Origin of the sequence: Alkalilimnicola ehrlichii MLHE-1 (genome assembly GCF_000014785.1) — a bacterium.
Lineage (GTDB): Bacteria > Pseudomonadota > Gammaproteobacteria > Nitrococcales > Halorhodospiraceae > Alkalilimnicola > Alkalilimnicola ehrlichii.
The window spans coordinates 1525535-1542894 of the sequence record NC_008340.1; the positions used below are offsets into that span (position 1 = coordinate 1525535).

Here is a 17360-nt window from a genome sequence, read left to right on the forward strand (position 1 = left end):
GGATCCTACCAGGGAATCGCGGTGCCGTCGCGGAAAAACCCGCCACTCGGCCCGTCCGCCGGCAGGGTCGCCGCCCAGACGATGCCGTTGGCGGCCTCAGCGGGGCTGCGCGGGGCCTGGCTGCCGCCCATGCGGGTACGGGTCCACCCCGGGTCGACGCTGTTGACGCGGATGCCGTCGGCCTCCAGCTCCGCCGCCAGCAGGCGGGTGAGGGCATTCAGGGCGGTCTTGGAGATGCGGTAGCCCGGGAAGGCGGCCTTCATGCCCTGGAGCTGGCCGTAGCCGGAACTCACGTTGACGATGCAACCGGCGTGGCCGCGCATCAGCGGGACCACGGCCTGGCAGACGCGGACGGTGCCCAGCAGGTTGACGTCGAGGCTCGCCTGCAGCTGGCTCAGGGGCGCCTCAAGCACGCTGGCCTGCCGGGGATCGTCCGGATCCGGATCGATGAACTGGCCGGCGTTGTTGACCAGTGCATCCAGGCGGCCGAACTGCTCCTGAAGGTACCCGGCCAGCCTCCGCACGCTCTCCTGGCGGGTCAACTCCAGCGGCTGGTGGAAGACCTCGAGGTTCTCGCTGCGCAGCTTGTCGGCAGCGGCCTTGCCGGCCAGCCCATCCCGGCTGGTAATGACCACCCGGTAATCCTTGCGGGCGAGCTGGCGGGCCACCTCGACCCCGATGCCGCGGCTGCCCCCGGTGACCAGAGCGATCTTTTCAGCTGCCATAGACGGGCTCCCTGCAGGCCGACGGGCCGACCCTAGCCGCGCCCCGGAACGTGGTCAAGGCACGGCCCCGGCGGGTGCCGGCGGGACGGGGTCAATCCCGCTCCCGGAGGTAGTGCTTGTCCACCACCGCGAGGGCGTCATCGAGTTCGTAGACCAAGGGGTCGCCGGTGGCGATCTCCACCTTCATGATGGCCTCGTCGTCCAGCCCGTCCAGGTGTTTGATCAGGGCCCGGATGCTGTTGCCGTGGGCCGCGATCAGCACGTTGTCGCAATCACGCAGGGTGGGCACGATGCGTTCGTTCCAGTAGGGCAGGACCCGCTCCAGGGTCAGGGCCAGGGACTCGGTCGCCGGGAGCTGCTCCGGTTTGAGGCTGGCGTAGCGCGGGTCGTGCCTGGGGTGGTAGGGGCTGGTTTCGTCCAGCGGAGGAGGAGGAGTGTCGTAGCTGCGGCGCCAGATATGGACCTGTTCGGCGCCGTATTCCTCGGCGGTCTCCGCCTTGTTCAGGCCAGTAAGGGCACCGTAGTGGCGCTCGTTGAGTTGCCACGCCTTGGTGACGGGGATCCACATCTGGTCCAGCTCATCCAGTCCGATCCAGAGCGTGCGGATAGCGCGCTTGAGCACGGAGGTGTAGGCGTAGTCGAAGCGCAGGCCGTGCCGTTTCATCAGCTGACCGGCGGCCTGGGCCTCTTCCCGGCCCTTTTCGGTCAGGTCGACGTCGTGCCAGCCGGTGAACCGGTTTTCCTGGTTCCAGATGCTTTGCCCGTGGCGGAGTAAAACAAGTTTTTTCATGTGCCTGCGCCCTTTTCTTACGCCTGTCCTTAAACGCCTATCCTTAGGAGTGGCTTGGTATCGATCATTGGCCGGGCAGTTTATCCGCCGACGGCCCCCGGGGCCACCCCATGCCCGTGCGGAACCGGCTGCGGCGCCTCACGGGCGGGCAAAGTAGCGCCCCTGCAGGGTGGCGTCCGGATCGTCGCGCTCGCCCACCTGGATCACCAGCGGCAGGCGCACCCGCCGGCCGGTGCGCAGCCTCTGGAGCAACTCCTCGCGCTGCTCCGGGGTGAGGGTGGTGTGGGCGACGATCGGGCCGGTGACCGGGCGCTGGTAGTGCATCCGCGCATCGGCGATCACCAGCTCCGCCTGCTGGCCCGCCCCCTCGGTCACGTGGCGGAGCAGGGCCCAGCCGGCCAGCACACAGACCGAATAGATGGCGCCGGCGAAGCCGGTCCCGGCGTGGTTGTGATTCGGGCCCAGTGGCGCGCTCAGGGTGATATGGGTTGGCCCCAGGTCGTCCACCTGGATGGCCATCCGGGCCGATAGGGGAATCAGGCGGTGCAGCTCCGCCTGCAGGGCACGCTTGTCGTTGTCGTCTACTGCCACGGCCGCTCCTTCCTCTTTCCCTGGGCTCCCGTTGCGGATTCTAGCACCACCGGGGGCCCAGCTTGGGTTAGCATGGGGCCTGGGACAGCAAAGGGGGCAGCATGCCGGCAGAGATCGAGCGCAAGTTCCTGGTTCGGGACGACCGTTGGCGGGCCGATGCCGGGCCCGGAAGGGCGTATCGGCAGGGGTACTTCGGCGGCACCCGCCGGGCGTCCATCCGGGTGCGGATCACCGGTGATCAGGGCCGACTCAATATCAAGAGCATGACCCTGGGGGTGGAACGCATGGAGTACGAGTACCCCATCCCGGTGGATGAGGCCCGTGAGATGCTCGAGGAGCTCTGTGACCGGCCCTTTGTGGAAAAGACCCGTTACGAGGTGCCGGTGGGGGATCACGTCTGGGAGGTGGACGTCTTCGAGGGAGACAACGCCGGGCTGGTGGTGGCCGAGGTGGAACTGAGCGATCCGGACGAGCCCTTCGAGCGCCCCGACTGGGCCGGCGAGGAGGTCTCGCACGACCCCAAATACTACAACATCAACCTGGTGAAGCACCCCTACCGGGACTGGAAGTAGACGATGGGCGAGTCGGGGAGCGCCAAGCCGCGCTGGTTGGCCGTGGACCTGGCCGCTCAGGTCCTGACCCTGTTTCAGGGACCGACGGCGCTGCACCGCTGGCCGGTATCCACCGGGCGGCAGGGCATCGGGGAAGGCGAGGGCAGCGGCCGAACGCCCCGCGGCTGGCATCGCATCCGGGCCTGTATCGGCGCAGGACAGCCGCCGGGGGCGGTGTTCGTCGGCCGCCGGCCGACGGGCGAGGTCTACACCTCGGCACTGGGCCGGGCCCAGCCCGAGCGCGACTGGATCCTCAGCCGTATCCTCTGGCTGTGTGGCGAGGAACCGGGCGTCAACCGGGGTGGCCGGGTGGATACCCAGCGCCGCTACATTTACATTCATGGCTGTCCGGACGAATGCCCTATGGGGATCCCTCTGAGCCACGGCTGCATCCGCATGCGCAACACCGATGTCATTGCCCTGTTCGACCGGATCACGCCCGGGACCCGGGTCTGGCTTGGGGTCGGGGCGCCACCGGGCCGCAAGGAGGTGGGGTGATGCTGCTCGGACCACTCATGATGGGGCTTGAGGGGACCCGGCTGAGCTCGGAGGAGCGGACGCTGTTGTGCCACCCCCGGGTCGGCGGGGTCATCCTGTTCAGCCGCAATTTCCAGTCGCCGGAGCAGTTGCGGGCGTTGACCGACGCCATCCACGCCCTGCGCCGCCCGCCGTTGCTGATCGCGGTGGACCAGGAGGGTGGGCGGGTGCAGCGCTTCCGCGAGGGGTTTACCCGGCTGCCGGCACCCGGCGTGCTCGCCGCGGTGTACGACCGCGATCCGGCCCAGGCGCGCGCACTGTCCCACGACATGGGCTGGCTCATGGCCTCGGAACTGCTGGCCTGCGGGGTCGATTTCAGTTTTGCGCCGGTGCTGGATCTGGGTCGGGGGGTCAGCCGGGTGATCGGCGATAGGGCCTTCCATTCCCGTCCGGAGGCGGTGGTGCACCTGGCGCGTGGTTGGGTCGCGGGCATGCGCGATGCGGGTATGGCGGCGGTGGGCAAGCACTTCCCCGGCCACGGCTCGGTGGCGCCGGACTCTCACCTGGAGCTGCCCCGGGACCCGCGCGCGCGCAGCGCCCTGGAGGGCGCGGACCTGGTGCCCTTCCGGCGGCTCGCGGGTGATCGTCTGCCCGGGATGATGACCGCCCACGTGATCTACCAGGCGATCGACCCGCTGCCGGCCACGTTCTCCGGGTACTGGATCGGCGAGGTGTTGCGGGGCGAGCTGGGGTACGAAGGGGCCGTGTTCAGCGACGACCTGGGGATGGCCGCCGCCGCCGAGGCCGGGCCGTTGCCCCGACGCGCGCGGGCGGCCATGGAGGCGGGCTGCGATATGGTGCTGCTGTGCAACCACCCGGAGGCGGTGCCGGCGGTGCTGCGTCACCTTCCCGACCCGGATCCGGTGTCCGACATGCGCCTGGTGCGGTTGCATGGCCGACCGGTCGTGGACAACTGGCGGAAGCTGCACCGTCTGACGCGCTGGCAGGAGGCGGTCCGGCGGGTCAGAGGGCAGGATCCCTCTCCGGAAGGCGAACTGGAGGTTTGAGCGGATGAGCAATGGGAGGGGGCGGACCGATGGCGTGGGATGAGGCGGAGCGGATCCTCAGCGAGGCGGACCTGATCCACGACGGACAGGCCGTGGACCGGGCGCTGGACGACCTTGCGAGCCAGATCACGGAACGGCTCGAACACACTCGCCCGCTGATTCTCGGGGTGATGATCGGTGGCATGGTGCCAGCGGGTATGTTGCTGCCCCGCCTGGGGTTTCCGCTGCAGCTGGACTACGTCCATGCCACCCGCTATCGCGGTGGCCTGAGTGGGCAGAACGACCTGCAGTGGCGGGCGGAGCCGGGTACCCCGGTACGGGACCGGGTGGTGCTGGTGGTGGACGATATCCTGGACGAGGGCCATACCCTGGCCGGGATCGTCGAGGCCCTGCAGGCGCAGGGCGCTGCGGAGGTCCTCACCGCGGTTCTGGTGAACAAGCTCCACCAACGCAAGCATCCCGGGCTGCGCGCCGACTTCGTCGGCCTGGAAGTGCCTGACCGCTACGTCTTCGGGGTGGGTATGGACTACAAGGGGCTGTGCCGTAACGCCCCGGGAATCTTCGCCGTGCGCGAGCCGGCGCCGGCCACCGGCGACCGGGCTGAAGCAAAGGAGCCGACGCAATGACATTGGCAATCATCGGGGGCACCGGCCTGACCACGCTGGAGGGGTTGGAGATCACCCGTCGGGAGGTGGTTCGCACCCCCTTTGGCGAGCCGTCCGGGCCGGTCATTCATGGCGTGCTCCAGGGGCGGGAGGTGATGTTTCTCGCCCGCCATGGCTATGCCCACACCATCCCGCCGCACCAGATCAACTACCGGGCCAACATCTGGGCCATGCGTCACCTGGGTGTGCGCAAACTGATCGCGGTGGCCGCAGTGGGCGGGATCAGCGAGGAGATGGAACCGGCGCGACTGGCCTTTCCGGACCAGATCATCGATTACACGTACGGGCGCCGGCACACCTTCTTCGAGCAGGACCTGACCGATGTGGTGCATATCGATTTCACCTACCCCTACGACCAGGCGCTCCGGGACGTGCTGATCGCGGCGGCGGAGGAGGCCGACCTGGGGGCGGTGCCCTGGGGGACCTACGGTGCCACCCAGGGGCCGCGGCTGGAGACGGCGGCCGAGGTGCGCCGGCTGGCACGGGACGGCTGCCACCTGGTGGGCATGACCGGGATGCCCGAGGCGGCCCTGGCCCGGGAGGCGGGGCTGGCCTACGCCACCTGCGCGGTGGTGGCGAACTGGGCCGCAGGCACCGGGGGGCGCACCGTCACCATGGACGAGATTGAGGCGAATCTGGTCCAGGGCATGGGTCGGGTGCGGACCTTGCTGGCACGGGTGGTGCCGCGCCTCTAGCCCCCTATCCGCGACCCTTGCTTGGCGGGTGGGCCGCCTCCGGTAACGGCCCCACGGTGATGGGCTTGCCCTCTATCAGGGCCGCGCCGTACTCGGCGTGGTCGAGGGGGAGCACGGCCAGCCCGGCAAAGCTGTCCTCGCCATCGCTCTCCGCCACCACCACCTGCCCGAGGCGCTTGTCCGCCGGGTCCCGCACCTCGGTGCCCGGCCGTGGGGGCAGGCCTGTCCCGCTGATCGGGAACATCCGTTTCTTCAGCCGTCCCAGGTAGTGCATGCGCGCCACCACTTCCTGACCGGGGTAGCAGCCCTTGCGGAAGCTTAGGCCGTCGATCACGTCGAGATTGGCCATCTGCGGGATGAACAGGTCCTGGCTGTCCTGGAAGATCTCGGGCTCGCCGGCCCGGATCTGCAGCAGGCGCCAGTGTTGCGGGTCGCCCACCGGCAGGTGATGCAGGGCCAGCCAGAGCCGCTTCATGCGGTCCGGACCGGCGATCAGCAGCGCGCGGTCTGCGGCCAGCGCCAGCAGGGTGGCCCCGTGGGTATGGGTCGTCCCGCTCGGCTCCGGGAGGGTCGTGTTCAACTCCCGGGTGGCGGCGTCCAGGGCCTCCTCACCGTAAAGCCCCAGCAGCAACTGCTCCCCGGAGCGGTCGTCAAGCGTGACCCGGGCCCGGAGGATGAACATCTGCAACCGGCGCATCACGCCCGTGACCAGTTCGCCCGGGCAGAGCAGCCGGAAGCTCTGATCGCCGTCGCGGACCACGCGGAACAGGGCCAGCAGGCGGCCCTTGGGGTTGCACCAGCCGGCCAGGCGCCAGCTGCCCTCCGGCATGCCTTCGATATCGTGGGTCAACTGACTGTGCAGAAAGGTGGTCGCGTCCGGCCCCTCCACGGCAATCACCCCCGCCTCGGGCAAGGGGGTCAAGAGCGTGGCCGGCAGCGTGTCACCGCTGACCGGGGCGGTATCCTGAATATCAGTCCAGGTCGCGGACATCAAGACCTCCTCAGTACCCAACGGGCCTATGGCATAATGGCTGTCGCCCTGACAGCGAATAATCTCAGGAGAGGGAAATGCGCAAACCCGACGCCGAGCAACAGCCTGTTGCGGATTCCAAAAACGATGCCCGGGATGATACCACGGGGGCCGTCGCTGCCGGTGACGGGCGGCCGAAGGAGATCGGCGGGCCCAAGGGGCCGGAGCCGACCCGCTACGGCGATTGGGAGCGTAACGGCCGTTGCTCGGACTTCTGATCCCGGCCGTTGCACTGCGGCATATGGGAAGGCACTTTCGGTACCTTCTGTAATCAGTTGATAAATAACCGGGTTCATCCTGACGCTCCCGGCGCTGATTGACCCATCAGGTTGCTTTATCCGGTCCATAGCGCTAGCTTATGCGCCGGAAAGAATCACCCGTCCCTACAGCGGAGTGTCACAATAATGCAGACGGATAACAGGCCGCTTTCTCCACACCTGCAGGTTTACAAGCCGCAGCTCACTTCTGTGTTGTCCATTTGCCACCGGGGCAGTGGCGTCGTCCTGGCGCTGGGCAGCATCATCCTCGTCTGGTGGCTGTCGGCCCTGGCCGCCGGGCCGGAGGCCTTCGCCACCGTCAACGGCGTGGTGGGCAGCTTCATCGGCAAGGTGATCCTGTTCCTGTTCACGCTGGCGCTTTTCTACCACCTGTGTAACGGCATTCGTCACCTGGTCTGGGATACCGGGCGCGGTTTCGAGCTTGAGTCGGTGTACCGGTCCGGGTATCTGGTGGTCATCGCCAGCGTCGTGCTGACGGTGGTGGTCTGGATCGTCGCCCTGAGCACGGGAGGTGCCTGATGAACCTGAGGACGAATATCAAAGAGGCGCAGGGCCTGGGCTCTGCCAAGGACGGGGTCAGCCATTGGTGGCTGCAACGGCTCACCGCCGTGGCCCTGGTTCCCCTCATGCTCTGGCTGGCCTTCGGGCTTGCCCGCCACGGCGGGGCCGGCTATGAGGCCACCGTGGCCTGGGTCGCCAACCCGATGACCACGGTGCTCTGGGTGCTGTCCCTGGCGGCGCTGTTCTGGCACATCAAGCTGGGCCTGCAGGTGGTCATTGAGGACTACGTGCACGACGAGAGAGCCAAGTTCGCGAGCCTGATCGCGATGAAATTCATCACCGTGCTGCTGGCCGCCATCGCCATCCTGGCGGTGCTGCGTGTCGCGCTGGGGAGCTGAGTCAATGGCGGGCGATTACAAAATTATCGATCATCATTACGATGTGGTGGTGGTGGGCGCCGGCGGTGCCGGTCTGCGCGCCACCTTTGGTATGGCCGAGAAGGGCCTGAAGACGGCCTGCGTCACCAAGGTCTTTCCCACCCGTAGCCATACCGTGGCGGCTCAGGGGGGCGTGTCCGCCGCGCTGGGCAACATGGGCGAGGACGACTGGCGCTATCACGCCTATGACACCATCAAGGGGTCGGACTGGCTGGGCGACCAGGACGCCATCGAGTACATGTGCCGCGAGGCGATCCCGGCCATTATCGAGCTGGAGCACTACGGCGTGCCCTTCTCCCGCACCGAGGAGGGCAAGATCTACCAGCGGCCCTTCGGCGGTATGACGGTGCGTTACGGCGAGGGCACGGCGCAGCGCACCTGCGCCGCCGCCGACCGGACCGGCCACGCCATTCTGCACACCCTGTATCAGCAGGCGCTGGCCCACCAGGCGGAGTTCTTTATCGAGTACTTCGCCATCGATTTGATCATGGAGGACGACCGTTGCCGCGGGGTGGTTGCCCTTAACCTGGCGGACGGGACCATCCACCGCTTTATCGGTCAGATCACTGTGCTGGCCACCGGGGGGTACGGCCGGTCCTACTTCTCCTGCACCTCGGCCCATACCTGCACCGGCGACGGCAGCGGCATGGTGCTGCGGGCCGGCCTGCCGCTGCAGGACATGGAGTTCGTGCAGTTCCACCCCACCGGGGTTTACGGCTCCGGCTGCCTGATCACCGAGGGCGTGCGCGGTGAGGGCGGTTACCTGACCAACTCCGAGGGTGAGCGTTTCATGGAGCGTTACGCGCCCAACGCCAAGGACCTGGCCTCCCGCGACGTGGTCAGCCGCTCGATGACGGTGGAGATCCGCGAGGGCCGGGGCGTGGGTCCGAAGAAGGACCATATCCACCTGCACCTGGAGCACCTGGGTGCCGAGGTTATCCACGAGCGGCTGCCCGGCATCGCCGAGACGGCGCGGATCTTCGCCGGCGTGGATGTCACCAAGGAGCCGATCCCGGTTATCCCGACGGTGCACTACAACATGGGTGGGATCCCCACCAATTATCAGGGTGAGGTGGTCACCCTGAAGGATGGCAACCCGGACCAGGTGGTGCCGGGGCTGATGGCCATCGGTGAGGCGGCCTGCGTCTCGGTGCACGGCGCCAACCGCCTGGGTTCCAACTCGCTGCTCGACCTGGTGGTGTTCGGCCGCGCCGCAGCCATCCGCGCCGCTGAGCTCATCAAGGAGGGCGACACGGTGCAGCGGGCGCTGCAGCCGGGCGCCGGCGACCTGGCGTTGGAGCGGCTCGAGCGGCTGCGTAACGCCAAGGGCAGCAAGCCCACCGCGGAGATCCGCGACGGCATGCAGGAGACCATGCAGAACTTCGCCGCGGTCTTCCGCACCGGCGAGAGCCTGCAGGAGGGCTGTGAGCGCATGGCCGCCGTCTATGCCTCCTTCGAGGACGTGGCGGTGAGTGACCGCAGCCTGATCTGGAACTCCGATCTGGTGGAGACGCTGGAGCTGGAGAACCTGCTGGGCAACGCGGTGGCGACCATTGAGTCCGCCCGCAACCGCGAAGAGAGCCGGGGCGCGCATGCCCGCGAGGACTTCCCGGAGCGTGACGACGACAACTGGCATAAGCACACCCTGTCGTGGGTGGGCCAGGACGGCAAGGTCAAGCTGGACTACCGGCCGGTGCACATGTACACGCTCACCGATGAGATGGAAGTCATTCCGCCCAAGGCGCGTGTCTACTAGGCGAGGAGGTAACAGGTAATGGCAGAATTCAAGCTTCCCGCCAACTCCGTGGTGGGCGAGGGCAAGACCTGGAAGGCCGAGTCCGGCGGCAACGTCCGCCAGTTCAAGATCTACCGGTGGGATCCGGACGCCGGTCAGAACCCGCGTCTGGACACCTACGAGGTGGACCTGGATAACTGTGGGCCGATGGTGCTGGACGCCCTGATCAAGATCAAGAACGAAGTGGACCCAACGCTGACCTTCCGGCGCTCCTGCCGTGAGGGGATCTGCGGCTCCTGTGCCATGAACATCGACGGCACCAACACCCTGGCCTGCACCAAGGCCATTGACGAGGTGCGGGGGGATGTCAAGATCTACCCGCTGCCACACATGTCGGTGGTCAAGGACCTGGTGCCGGACATGACCCACTTCTACGCCCAGTACGCCTCCATCAAGCCCTGGATGCGCACCCAGACCCCGGCCCCGCCGGATCAGGAGCGCCTTCAGTCCAAGGAGGACCGGGCCAAGCTGGACGGGCTCTATGAGTGCATCCTCTGCGCCTGCTGCTCCACCAGCTGCCCGAGCTACTGGTGGAACAGCGATCGGTATCTGGGCCCGGCCATCCTGCTGCAGGCCTACCGCTGGATCGTCGACAGCCGCGACGAGGCCACCGGCGAACGGCTGGACGAGCTGGAGGACCCCTTCAAGCTCTATCGCTGCCACACCATCATGAACTGCGCGAAGACCTGTCCCAAGGGGCTTAACCCGGGTAAGGCCATCGCGGAGATCAAGAAGATGCTGGTGATGCGGCGGTAACCGGCGTGACGGCTGAGTTGAAACGGTTGCGCTGGCGCTGCCGGCGCGGCACCAAGGAGCTGGACATCCTCTTCGAGCGTTTCCTTGCTAAGGGCTATGGGGCGCTGACCGACAGCGAGCGGGTCACCTTCGAGCGCCTGCTGGACTGCGAGGATGACCAGCTTCAGGCGTGGCTTTTAACCGACCGCCGGCCCACGGATGGGGCCCTGGATGCATTGGTTCAGCGAATACGGAACATACCGCGTTGATCTGCAAGGGCCGACCCCGCCGGGGTCGGCCCTTTTGCTATTGGCGCCCTACACCGTGGGCATCGTTGCGGCGCTGACGCTGTTACCTCGGTGGACCAGCGCCGCTGTGGCGTTGGGGCTGGCGGCGATGGCCCTGCGGGCCGTCCACCTCTACCTGCGGCCGCGCGCACCGCGCCGGGTGACGGCGCTGGCGCTGGGACCGGACGGCGGCCTCCAGGTCCGCTTCAGCGATCGGTCGTGGCGGCCGGCGCGGGTGCGCTGCGACGCCACACTACCGGGTGCTTGCCTGCTGGCACTGGACAGTGAGCGCGGGGCGTTGTTCGTACCCGTGCGGCGCCGGGCCGTGGCGGACCGGAGCTGGCGCCGACTGCGCTGCTGGCTGCAGCACGGGCAGGGGGCGGGGGCGGTGACGGCGCCGCCTGCCGGATCGGCCGGCGAGCGGATACGCGGGCTGGTCAGACGGCGCCGGCCTTGAGGTGGCCAAAGGGGGCCGGGGGGCGGGGCGTCAGCACCGTCGGTGTGGGTGGCGGGTCGATGGCCCGGCGCGGGTGATCAATGGTGTAGTGCAGGCCGCGGCTCTCCTTGCGGGCGCGGGCACTGCGCACGATCAGGTCGGCGACCACCACCAGATTGCGCAGCTCCAAGAGATCGGCGTTGACGCGGAAGTTGCCGTAGTACTCCTGTATCTCATGGCTGAGCAGCTCCACCCGGCGCGCGGCACGCTCCAGCCTTTTGTCGCTGCGCACGATGCCCACGTAATCCCACATGAAGCGCCGCAGCTCGGCCCAGTTGTGGCTGACCACGACCTGTTCGTCGGAGTCGGTGACCTGGCTGTCATCCCAGGGGGGCAGGGTCGGCGGCGACGGCAGCTCAGGCAGTTGCGCGGCAATGTCCTCGGCGGCGGCGCGGGCGTAAACCAGGCACTCCAGCAGGGAGTTGCTGGCCAGGCGGTTGGCGCCGTGCAACCCGGTGTAGGCGGTCTCCCCCACTGCATATAGGCCGGGCACGTCCGTCCGCGCCCGGTGGTCCACGTGGACACCGCCGCAGGTGTAGTGGGCGGCCGGCACCACCGGGATGGGCTCGCGAGTGATGTCGAGCCCGTAGTCGAGACAGCGGGCGTGGATGGTGGGGAAGTGCTCACGGATGAAATCCGCCGGCCGGTGGCTGATGTCCAGATAGACACAGGGGGCGCCGAGCCGTTTCATTTCGTGGTCTATCGCCCGGGCCACGATATCCCGGGGCGCCAGCTCGCCGCGCTCGTCAAAGCGCTGCATGAAGGGCTCGCCGTCCGGTAAAAGGAGCCGTCCGCCCTCACCGCGCACCGCTTCGCTGATCAGGAAGGACTTGGCCTTGGGGTGGTACAGGCAGGTGGGGTGGAACTGATTGAACTCCATATTGGTCACCCGGCAGCCGGCGCGCCAGGCCATGGCGATGCCATCGCCGGTGGAGCCGTCCGGGTTGGTGGTAAACCGATAGGCCTTGCTCGCGCCGCCGGTGGCCAGAACCACGCAGCGGGCCGGCACCACCTCGACCCGGCCGCTGGCCTCGGAGAGCACGTAAGCGCCCAGGCAGCGGTCGTGGTCCAGGGCCAGCTTGCGCCCGGTGATCAGGTCCACCGCCACCCGGTGGGGCAGCAGGGTGATATTGGGCGCGGCCCGCACCGCATCGATCAGGGTCGTCTCGATGGCCCGGCCGGTGGCGTCGGCGGCGTGCACGATGCGGCGGTGGCTGTGCCCGCCCTCGCGGTGCAGATGCAGCACCGGGGCCCCATCCTCACCCGGCTGGGTGGAGAAGGGCACCTGGTGCTCAAGTAGCCACTCGATGGCATCGGCGGCGCGGGTGGCCACGAAGCGGGCCGCCTCGGGGTCAGAGAGGCCGGCGCCGGCGTCCAGGGTGTCCCGGACGTGGTTCTCCACCGAGTCCGCCGCGTCGAGCACCGCCGAGACGCCGCCCTGGGCATACAGGGTGGCGCCTTCATGGAGTTCGTCTTTGGAGAGCACCGCGATACGCAGCTGGCGGGGCAGGCGCAACGCCGCAGTCAGACCGGCGACGCCGCTGCCGATGATCAATACGTCGTACGACTTGGGCATGGCGTGTGAATCTTGTGGCTCCAGTGGGCGATGAGGCCGGGACGTCACCAACCCCCGACCCTCACCGGGCGGCGGGCTTGCTTGCGTGCCCGATTGCCAATCGGCTAACCTCAGGCGTCTCGGGGGGGCCTGTCCGTCCCTGGCCGGGTGATGATAATACACCCGGGTTTCCCGCAGATCATGGCTTCCACTATACCCGTAACCCCAGGCCGCGCGAACTATCGATGTTGCACACTGTCTACCGGAAGAGACATAGGGCGCCCCAGGCTCACGGGAAGGTCTCGTGAGTTCGGGCGTCGGCGACCAGGAGCTGGTGGAGCGCGCTCAGGCCGGAGACAAGCGGGCCTTCGACGCGCTGGTGATCAAGTACCAGCAAAAGGTGGTGAAGTTGGTCTCGCGCTATGTGCGCGAGCCCAGTGACGCGCTGGATATTGCCCAGGAGGCGTTCATCAAGGCCTATCGGGCACTGCCGCGTTTCCGGGGCGACAGCAGCTTCTACACCTGGCTGTACCGGATCGCCATCAACACCGCCAAGAACCATCTGGTCGCGCAGGGTCGCCGTCCGCCCGACTCGGACGTCGATGCCGAAGACGCAGAACGCTACGACATCGACTCGGGGCTGCGCGACCATGACACCCCTGAGGGCTACGCCCGGCGGGACGAGATCGAACGCACGGTGGTGGATGCCATCGAGAGTCTTCCAGAGGATCTGCGCACCGCGATCACTTTGCGCGAGCTGGAAGGCCTGACGTACGAGGAGATTGCCCAGGCAATGGACTGCCCAGTGGGTACGGTGCGTTCCCGTATCTTCCGGGCCCGTGAGGCCATCGATAAACGGCTCAGGCCATTGGTTGACTGAAGGCAAAGGTGGAAGGCTATGCGCGACCCGATAGACGATCCGCTCTCAGAGCAGCTCTCCGCGCTTGCTGACGGCGAACTCTCCCGGGAAGAGCTGCCGCTCCTGCTGGCCCGGCTCGACGAGTCGCCCGAGCGCCGGGCCCGTCTGGCCCGCTACTATCTGGCACGCGATGGCCTCCAGCGGGCCACGGGCGAGGGCATCGACCTGGGCCTTGCCGATCGGGTCCGGGATGCCCTGCGCGACGAGCCGGCGCACCGGCCGAGTCGGCGGCCCCTGCCCGGCAGCCATTACCTGCGGCCGGCGGCGGGCCTCGCCCTGGCCGCGTCGGTCGCGCTGGTGGGGGTCCTGGTCTGGCCGGGTGCGGGTGTCGACGAGGGCGGCGTGCCGGTGGCGCAGGACGGTGCCGGTGCGCAGGTGGCCGCACTGCCCGACGTCAGTCCGGACCTGATCGGCGACGTGCCGTCGCCCCCCGCCGAGCGGCCTGCCGCAGCCAGTGGTGGTGAGGCCGCCCTGGCGGGGCGTTCATTCCAGGGTGGACCACTGCTCTCGCCGGCCGCCGATGGTGACCTCCCGGCGCCATCCCGGCAGGGTTTCAGTGCGATCACCCAGGGCGAGTGGGATACCCTCGAGGGCAGTCAGGACCCGCTGCGCAGTTACATGATCAACCATGCGGAGCATGCCTCCACCGGGCGGATGGGAGGCGTTCTGAATTACGTACGTATCACTGGCAATGAAAGCGCCCGCGACTAGCCTGCCCGGTTCGCGCGACTGGTGCCGCGGACTCGCGGTGCTGATGCTGGCGCTGATCTCGGTCGGGGCCTGGGCCGACCAGGGTGACAACCCCGGGCTGCGCCTGCTGGAACGGATCGGCGAGCAAACCCCTCAACTGCATTACCACGGTATCCTGGTCTATCGCCATGGCGGCGACATGGAGACCCTCCGCATCATCCACCGGGGCGGCGCTGAGCACGAGCGCAGCGAGCGTTTCTATACCCTCACCGGCATCCCCCGCGAGGTCATTCGCAAGCCCGACGAGGTCATCTGTATCCTGCCCGACGCCGAAGCCGTGGTGGTGGGCCGGCGACAGCTGCGCAATCCGATTGCCCAGGCCCTGCCCCGGTATACCGAGGCGCTGCAGGAGGCCTATGAGGTCACCCTGGCCGGCGAGGGTCGGGTGGCGGACCGGGATGCGCAACAGGTGCTGATCGTGCCCCGCGACGACCTGCGCTACGGCCACCGGCTCTGGATTGACGAGGCCTACGGCCTGTTGCTGCGCGCCGATCTGCTGGACGAGCACCAGCAGGTGCTGGAGCAGGTCATGTTCACCGAGGTCACCGTGGTGGAGGCGGTGCCGGATGCCTGGCTGGAGCCGGGGATCAGTGGTGAGAGCTTCACCTGGGTGAGGCCGGCGGACCGAGCGGATGCCGCCCCGGAGCAGCGCCGTTGGCAGGTCGCCGAGGTGCCGCCCGGCTTTCGCCTAATCTCGCACCGCCAACGGCAGATCGCCGGTCACGACCCCCCCGTGGAGCACCTCCACTACAGTGACGGTCTGGCCTCGGTATCGGTCTATGTCTCCCCGCAGGCGGCCGACAAGGTCCGGGAGCGGGCGGCCAGAATGGGGTTGATGGGCGCGGTGCGCGTGCCCCGGGACGGTTTCACCGTCACCGTGGTCGGCGAGGTGCCGCGTGCCACGCTGCACCTGTTCGCCGAGCGGCTGGCGGCCACCGGGGATGAGGGGGCTCGACCGTGATCGAACAACAGGCCACAGTGATGGCGCGCGATGGGGATCACGTCTGGGTCGAGGCGCACCGGCAATCGACCTGCAGCGGCTGCGCGGCCCAGTCGGGGTGTGGCACCGGGGCACTGGGGCGGTGGCTTCCCGGTGCGGTGACCCGCCTGCGGGTGGCCGACCCCCTGGGCGTCCGGCCCGGCGAGCAGGTGGTCATCGCGGTAGCGGAAGGGGCGGTTCTGCGTGGGTCGGTCATGGTCTATCTGGTGCCATTGCTGGGCCTACTGGGCGGGGCGCTGGCCGGGGAACAACTGAGCGCATGGCTTAGTCATACCGGTGATGTCCTGGCCCTTATGGGCGGCGTATCCGGGTTGTTACTGGGGTTCGCCCTGGCGCGTCGCGTCGGGGCCGACAGGGGCCACCGCCACCGCATGCAGCCCGTGCTGGTGCGGCGGTGCTGAGAGGTTACCGGCCGCCTTCCGGTCGGGGCGAATCACGGGCTTTGCCGAGCAGAACATTGACGAGGTGTGGGGATGAATAGACCGTCAAGCTACGGATACCTGGCTGCGCTGCTGGCGCTGGCCCTGCTGACGTTTGGCGCCAGCGCCGGCGCCAAGTCGCATCTGCCGGACTTCACCGAACTGGTTGAGGAGAACAGCCCGGCAGTGGTCAATATCAGCACCCGCCAAACCCCCGAGAGCCGGGGCGGGAGCGGGCGTCTGCCGGACCATTTCGATATCCCGGAGGACCACCCGCTGCGTGATTTCATGGAGCGGTTCTTTGGCGAGCGGGGTGAGCGGCCACCCGAGCACGGCCAGCGCCGCCCGCGCTCTCTCGGGTCAGGTTTCATCATCTCCGAAGACGGGTATGTCCTGACCAATCACCACGTCATCGACGGTGCGGATGAGGTCAACGTCCGGCTGAGTGACCGGCGCGAGTTCGTGGCCGAGGTCATCGGCAGCGATGAGCGCAGTGACGTGGCGGTGCTCAAGATCGATGCCGAGGGGCTGCCCACGGTGCGCATCGGCCAGTCCGACACGTTGCGCGTCGGCGAATGGGTGTTGGCCATCGGCTCGCCCTTCGGTTTTGAGCACTCGGCCACCGCCGGGATTGTCAGCGCCAAGGGGCGCAGCCTGCCCAGCGGCAACTATGTGCCCTATCTGCAGACCGATGTGGCGATTAATCCCGGCAATTCCGGCGGCCCGCTGTTCAACCTGGACGGTGAGGTGGTCGGCATCAACTCCCAGATCTATAGCCGCACCGGCGGTTTCATGGGGGTCTCCTTCTCCATCCCCATCGAGCTGGCCATGGACGTGGCCACCCAGCTGCGGGAGACCGGGCGTGTGGCTCGGGGCTGGCTCGGGGTGATCATCCAGGACGTCACCCGGGACCTGGCCGAGTCGTTCGATATGGACCGGCCGCGTGGCGCCCTGGTGGCCCAGGTGCTTTCGGACAGCCCGGCCCTTGAGGCGGATCTGCAACCCGGCGATATCATCGTCGAGTTCGACGGCGAGGCGGTGGAGACCTCCGGCAGCCTGCCGCCGATGGTGGGGGCTACGCCGGTGGGTGCGGAGGTGCAGGTAAAGGTGCTGCGCGAGGGCCGCGAGGTGATGGTTGATGTCACCATCGGCGAGCTGCCCGAGGAGCAGGCGCGGGCCCAGCGCCCGCCCCGGGGTGAGCCGGAGCGTGCGCCGGATACCGCCGCGGAGCGACTGGGGCTGCGGGTGGAGCCGGTGCCCGCCGAGCGCCTGGAGGAGCTGCGCGTCGACAGTGGTGTGCTGGTCCGGCGCGTGGAGAGCGGCCCGGCGCGGGAGGCCGGCATCCGCCCCGGTGATGTGATCACCTCCATCGATCAGCAGTCCGTGGAAGGCGTGGAGCAATTCGCAGAGTTGGTCGAAGGCCTGGCCTCCGGGCGCAGTGTCCCGGTGCTGGTGCTGCGGGAGGGGGGGGCGCGTTTCTTCGCCCTGCGTATCCCCTGACCGCACAGCCGGCAGAAAACCGGCTCGGGAACAGGTA

At 68.0% G+C, this 17360-nt stretch carries 22 protein-coding genes; 17 read left to right on the plus strand and 5 right to left on the minus strand.

From position 1 onward, the window contains the following. Window positions 1–5: 5 nt before the first annotated feature. The 3 genes from MLG_RS06750 to MLG_RS14790 all read right to left on the minus strand — a co-directional run bounded on the left by MLG_RS06750 (window position 6) and on the right by MLG_RS14790 (window position 2106). Window positions 6–725: an SDR family NAD(P)-dependent oxidoreductase gene (locus MLG_RS06750; RefSeq protein ID WP_011629066.1), complete on the minus strand. Its 720-nt coding sequence runs from the start codon at window positions 723–725 to the stop codon at window positions 6–8. Between the two features lie 91 nt (window positions 726–816). Then, the gene (gpmA, locus tag MLG_RS06755; protein WP_011629067.1) at window positions 817–1515 is read right to left on the minus strand and encodes a 2,3-diphosphoglycerate-dependent phosphoglycerate mutase; all 699 of its coding nucleotides are present in this window, start codon (window positions 1513–1515) and stop codon (window positions 817–819) included. Between the two features lie 138 nt (window positions 1516–1653). After that, a complete protein-coding gene (locus tag MLG_RS14790) occupies window positions 1654–2106 on the minus strand; it encodes a YiiD C-terminal domain-containing protein (RefSeq protein ID WP_011629068.1) in 453 nt (150 codons plus the stop codon). 101 nt (window positions 2107–2207) lie between these two features. Between MLG_RS14790 and MLG_RS06765 the strand changes: the two genes are divergently transcribed. Genes MLG_RS06765 through MLG_RS06785 form a run of 5 tightly spaced genes read left to right on the plus strand, consistent with a single transcriptional unit; the run spans window position 2208 to window position 5621 of the window. Then, the gene (locus tag MLG_RS06765; protein WP_011629069.1) at window positions 2208–2678 is read left to right on the plus strand and encodes a CYTH domain-containing protein; all 471 of its coding nucleotides are present in this window, start codon (window positions 2208–2210) and stop codon (window positions 2676–2678) included. Between the two features lie 3 nt (window positions 2679–2681). After that, window positions 2682–3215 (plus strand): L,D-transpeptidase, encoded by a 534-nt coding sequence (locus tag MLG_RS06770; protein ID WP_011629070.1) that lies wholly within the window; start codon window positions 2682–2684, stop codon window positions 3213–3215. After that, window positions 3215–4261: a beta-N-acetylhexosaminidase gene (gene nagZ, locus MLG_RS06775; RefSeq protein WP_011629071.1), complete on the plus strand. Its 1047-nt coding sequence runs from the start codon at window positions 3215–3217 to the stop codon at window positions 4259–4261. Before MLG_RS06770 ends, nagZ begins: the two co-directional genes overlap by 1 nt. A gap of 29 nt (window positions 4262–4290) precedes the next feature. Next, on the plus strand, window positions 4291–4887 hold the full coding sequence (locus tag MLG_RS06780) for a hypoxanthine-guanine phosphoribosyltransferase (RefSeq protein WP_011629072.1): 597 nt from the start codon (window positions 4291–4293) through the stop codon (window positions 4885–4887). Beyond that, window positions 4884–5621 (plus strand): S-methyl-5'-thioinosine phosphorylase, encoded by a 738-nt coding sequence (locus MLG_RS06785; RefSeq protein WP_011629073.1) that lies wholly within the window; start codon window positions 4884–4886, stop codon window positions 5619–5621. Before MLG_RS06780 ends, MLG_RS06785 begins: the two co-directional genes overlap by 4 nt. A 4-nt stretch (window positions 5622–5625) precedes the next feature. Here MLG_RS06785 and ygfZ read toward each other — a convergent pair whose 3' ends face one another. Further along, window positions 5626–6612: a CAF17-like 4Fe-4S cluster assembly/insertion protein YgfZ gene (gene ygfZ, locus MLG_RS06790; RefSeq protein WP_011629074.1), complete on the minus strand. Its 987-nt coding sequence runs from the start codon at window positions 6610–6612 to the stop codon at window positions 5626–5628. Between the two features lie 77 nt (window positions 6613–6689). On the opposite strand from ygfZ, the gene MLG_RS06795 reads away from it, so the two are divergent. The 7 genes from MLG_RS06795 (at window position 6690) to MLG_RS06825 (ending at window position 11141) form a co-directional block, all read left to right on the plus strand. Then, complete coding sequence (locus tag MLG_RS06795) at window positions 6690–6869, plus strand: DUF1674 domain-containing protein (RefSeq protein WP_011629075.1); 180 nt, start codon at window positions 6690–6692, stop codon at window positions 6867–6869. Between the two features lie 186 nt (window positions 6870–7055). Continuing rightward, entirely contained in the window at window positions 7056–7448 is a 393-nt protein-coding gene (sdhC, locus tag MLG_RS06800) for a succinate dehydrogenase, cytochrome b556 subunit (RefSeq protein WP_011629076.1), read from the plus strand. Then, entirely contained in the window at window positions 7448–7828 is a 381-nt protein-coding gene (gene sdhD, locus MLG_RS06805; protein WP_011629077.1) for a succinate dehydrogenase, hydrophobic membrane anchor protein, read from the plus strand. Before sdhC ends, sdhD begins: the two co-directional genes overlap by 1 nt. A 4-nt stretch (window positions 7829–7832) precedes the next feature. Further along, entirely contained in the window at window positions 7833–9623 is a 1791-nt protein-coding gene (sdhA, locus tag MLG_RS06810; protein WP_011629078.1) for a succinate dehydrogenase flavoprotein subunit, read from the plus strand. A gap of 18 nt (window positions 9624–9641) precedes the next feature. Beyond that, a complete protein-coding gene (locus tag MLG_RS06815) occupies window positions 9642–10418 on the plus strand; it encodes a succinate dehydrogenase iron-sulfur subunit (RefSeq protein ID WP_011629079.1) in 777 nt (258 codons plus the stop codon). Between the two features lie 5 nt (window positions 10419–10423). Continuing rightward, a complete protein-coding gene (locus MLG_RS06820) occupies window positions 10424–10666 on the plus strand; it encodes an FAD assembly factor SdhE (protein ID WP_041717950.1) in 243 nt (80 codons plus the stop codon). 34 nt (window positions 10667–10700) lie between these two features. Beyond that, window positions 10701–11141: a hypothetical protein gene (locus MLG_RS06825; protein WP_232209293.1), complete on the plus strand. Its 441-nt coding sequence runs from the start codon at window positions 10701–10703 to the stop codon at window positions 11139–11141. Here the strand turns inward: MLG_RS06825 and nadB are convergent. Further along, entirely contained in the window at window positions 11122–12756 is a 1635-nt protein-coding gene (gene nadB, locus MLG_RS06830; RefSeq protein ID WP_011629082.1) for an L-aspartate oxidase, read from the minus strand. The two genes, MLG_RS06825 and nadB, sit on opposite strands and share 20 nt — an antisense overlap. Before the next feature lie 283 nt (window positions 12757–13039). Between nadB and rpoE the strand changes: the two genes are divergently transcribed. The 5 genes from rpoE to MLG_RS06855 all read left to right on the plus strand — a co-directional run bounded on the left by rpoE (window position 13040) and on the right by MLG_RS06855 (window position 17323). Beyond that, entirely contained in the window at window positions 13040–13615 is a 576-nt protein-coding gene (rpoE, locus tag MLG_RS06835) for an RNA polymerase sigma factor RpoE (RefSeq protein WP_011629083.1), read from the plus strand. An 18-nt stretch (window positions 13616–13633) separates the two neighbouring features. Further along, a complete protein-coding gene (locus MLG_RS14795) occupies window positions 13634–14365 on the plus strand; it encodes a sigma-E factor negative regulatory protein (protein WP_011629084.1) in 732 nt (243 codons plus the stop codon). After that, window positions 14346–15365, plus strand: a complete 1020-nt coding sequence (locus MLG_RS06845) for a MucB/RseB C-terminal domain-containing protein (protein WP_011629085.1) — start codon at window positions 14346–14348, stop codon at window positions 15363–15365. The genes MLG_RS14795 and MLG_RS06845 overlap by 20 nt, the downstream gene beginning before the upstream one ends. Beyond that, window positions 15362–15805, plus strand: a complete 444-nt coding sequence (locus MLG_RS06850; protein ID WP_011629086.1) for a SoxR reducing system RseC family protein — start codon at window positions 15362–15364, stop codon at window positions 15803–15805. Before MLG_RS06845 ends, MLG_RS06850 begins: the two co-directional genes overlap by 4 nt. A gap of 72 nt (window positions 15806–15877) precedes the next feature. Further along, a complete protein-coding gene (locus MLG_RS06855) occupies window positions 15878–17323 on the plus strand; it encodes a DegQ family serine endoprotease (protein ID WP_011629087.1) in 1446 nt (481 codons plus the stop codon). The last annotated feature ends 37 nt before the right edge of the window (window positions 17324–17360 follow it).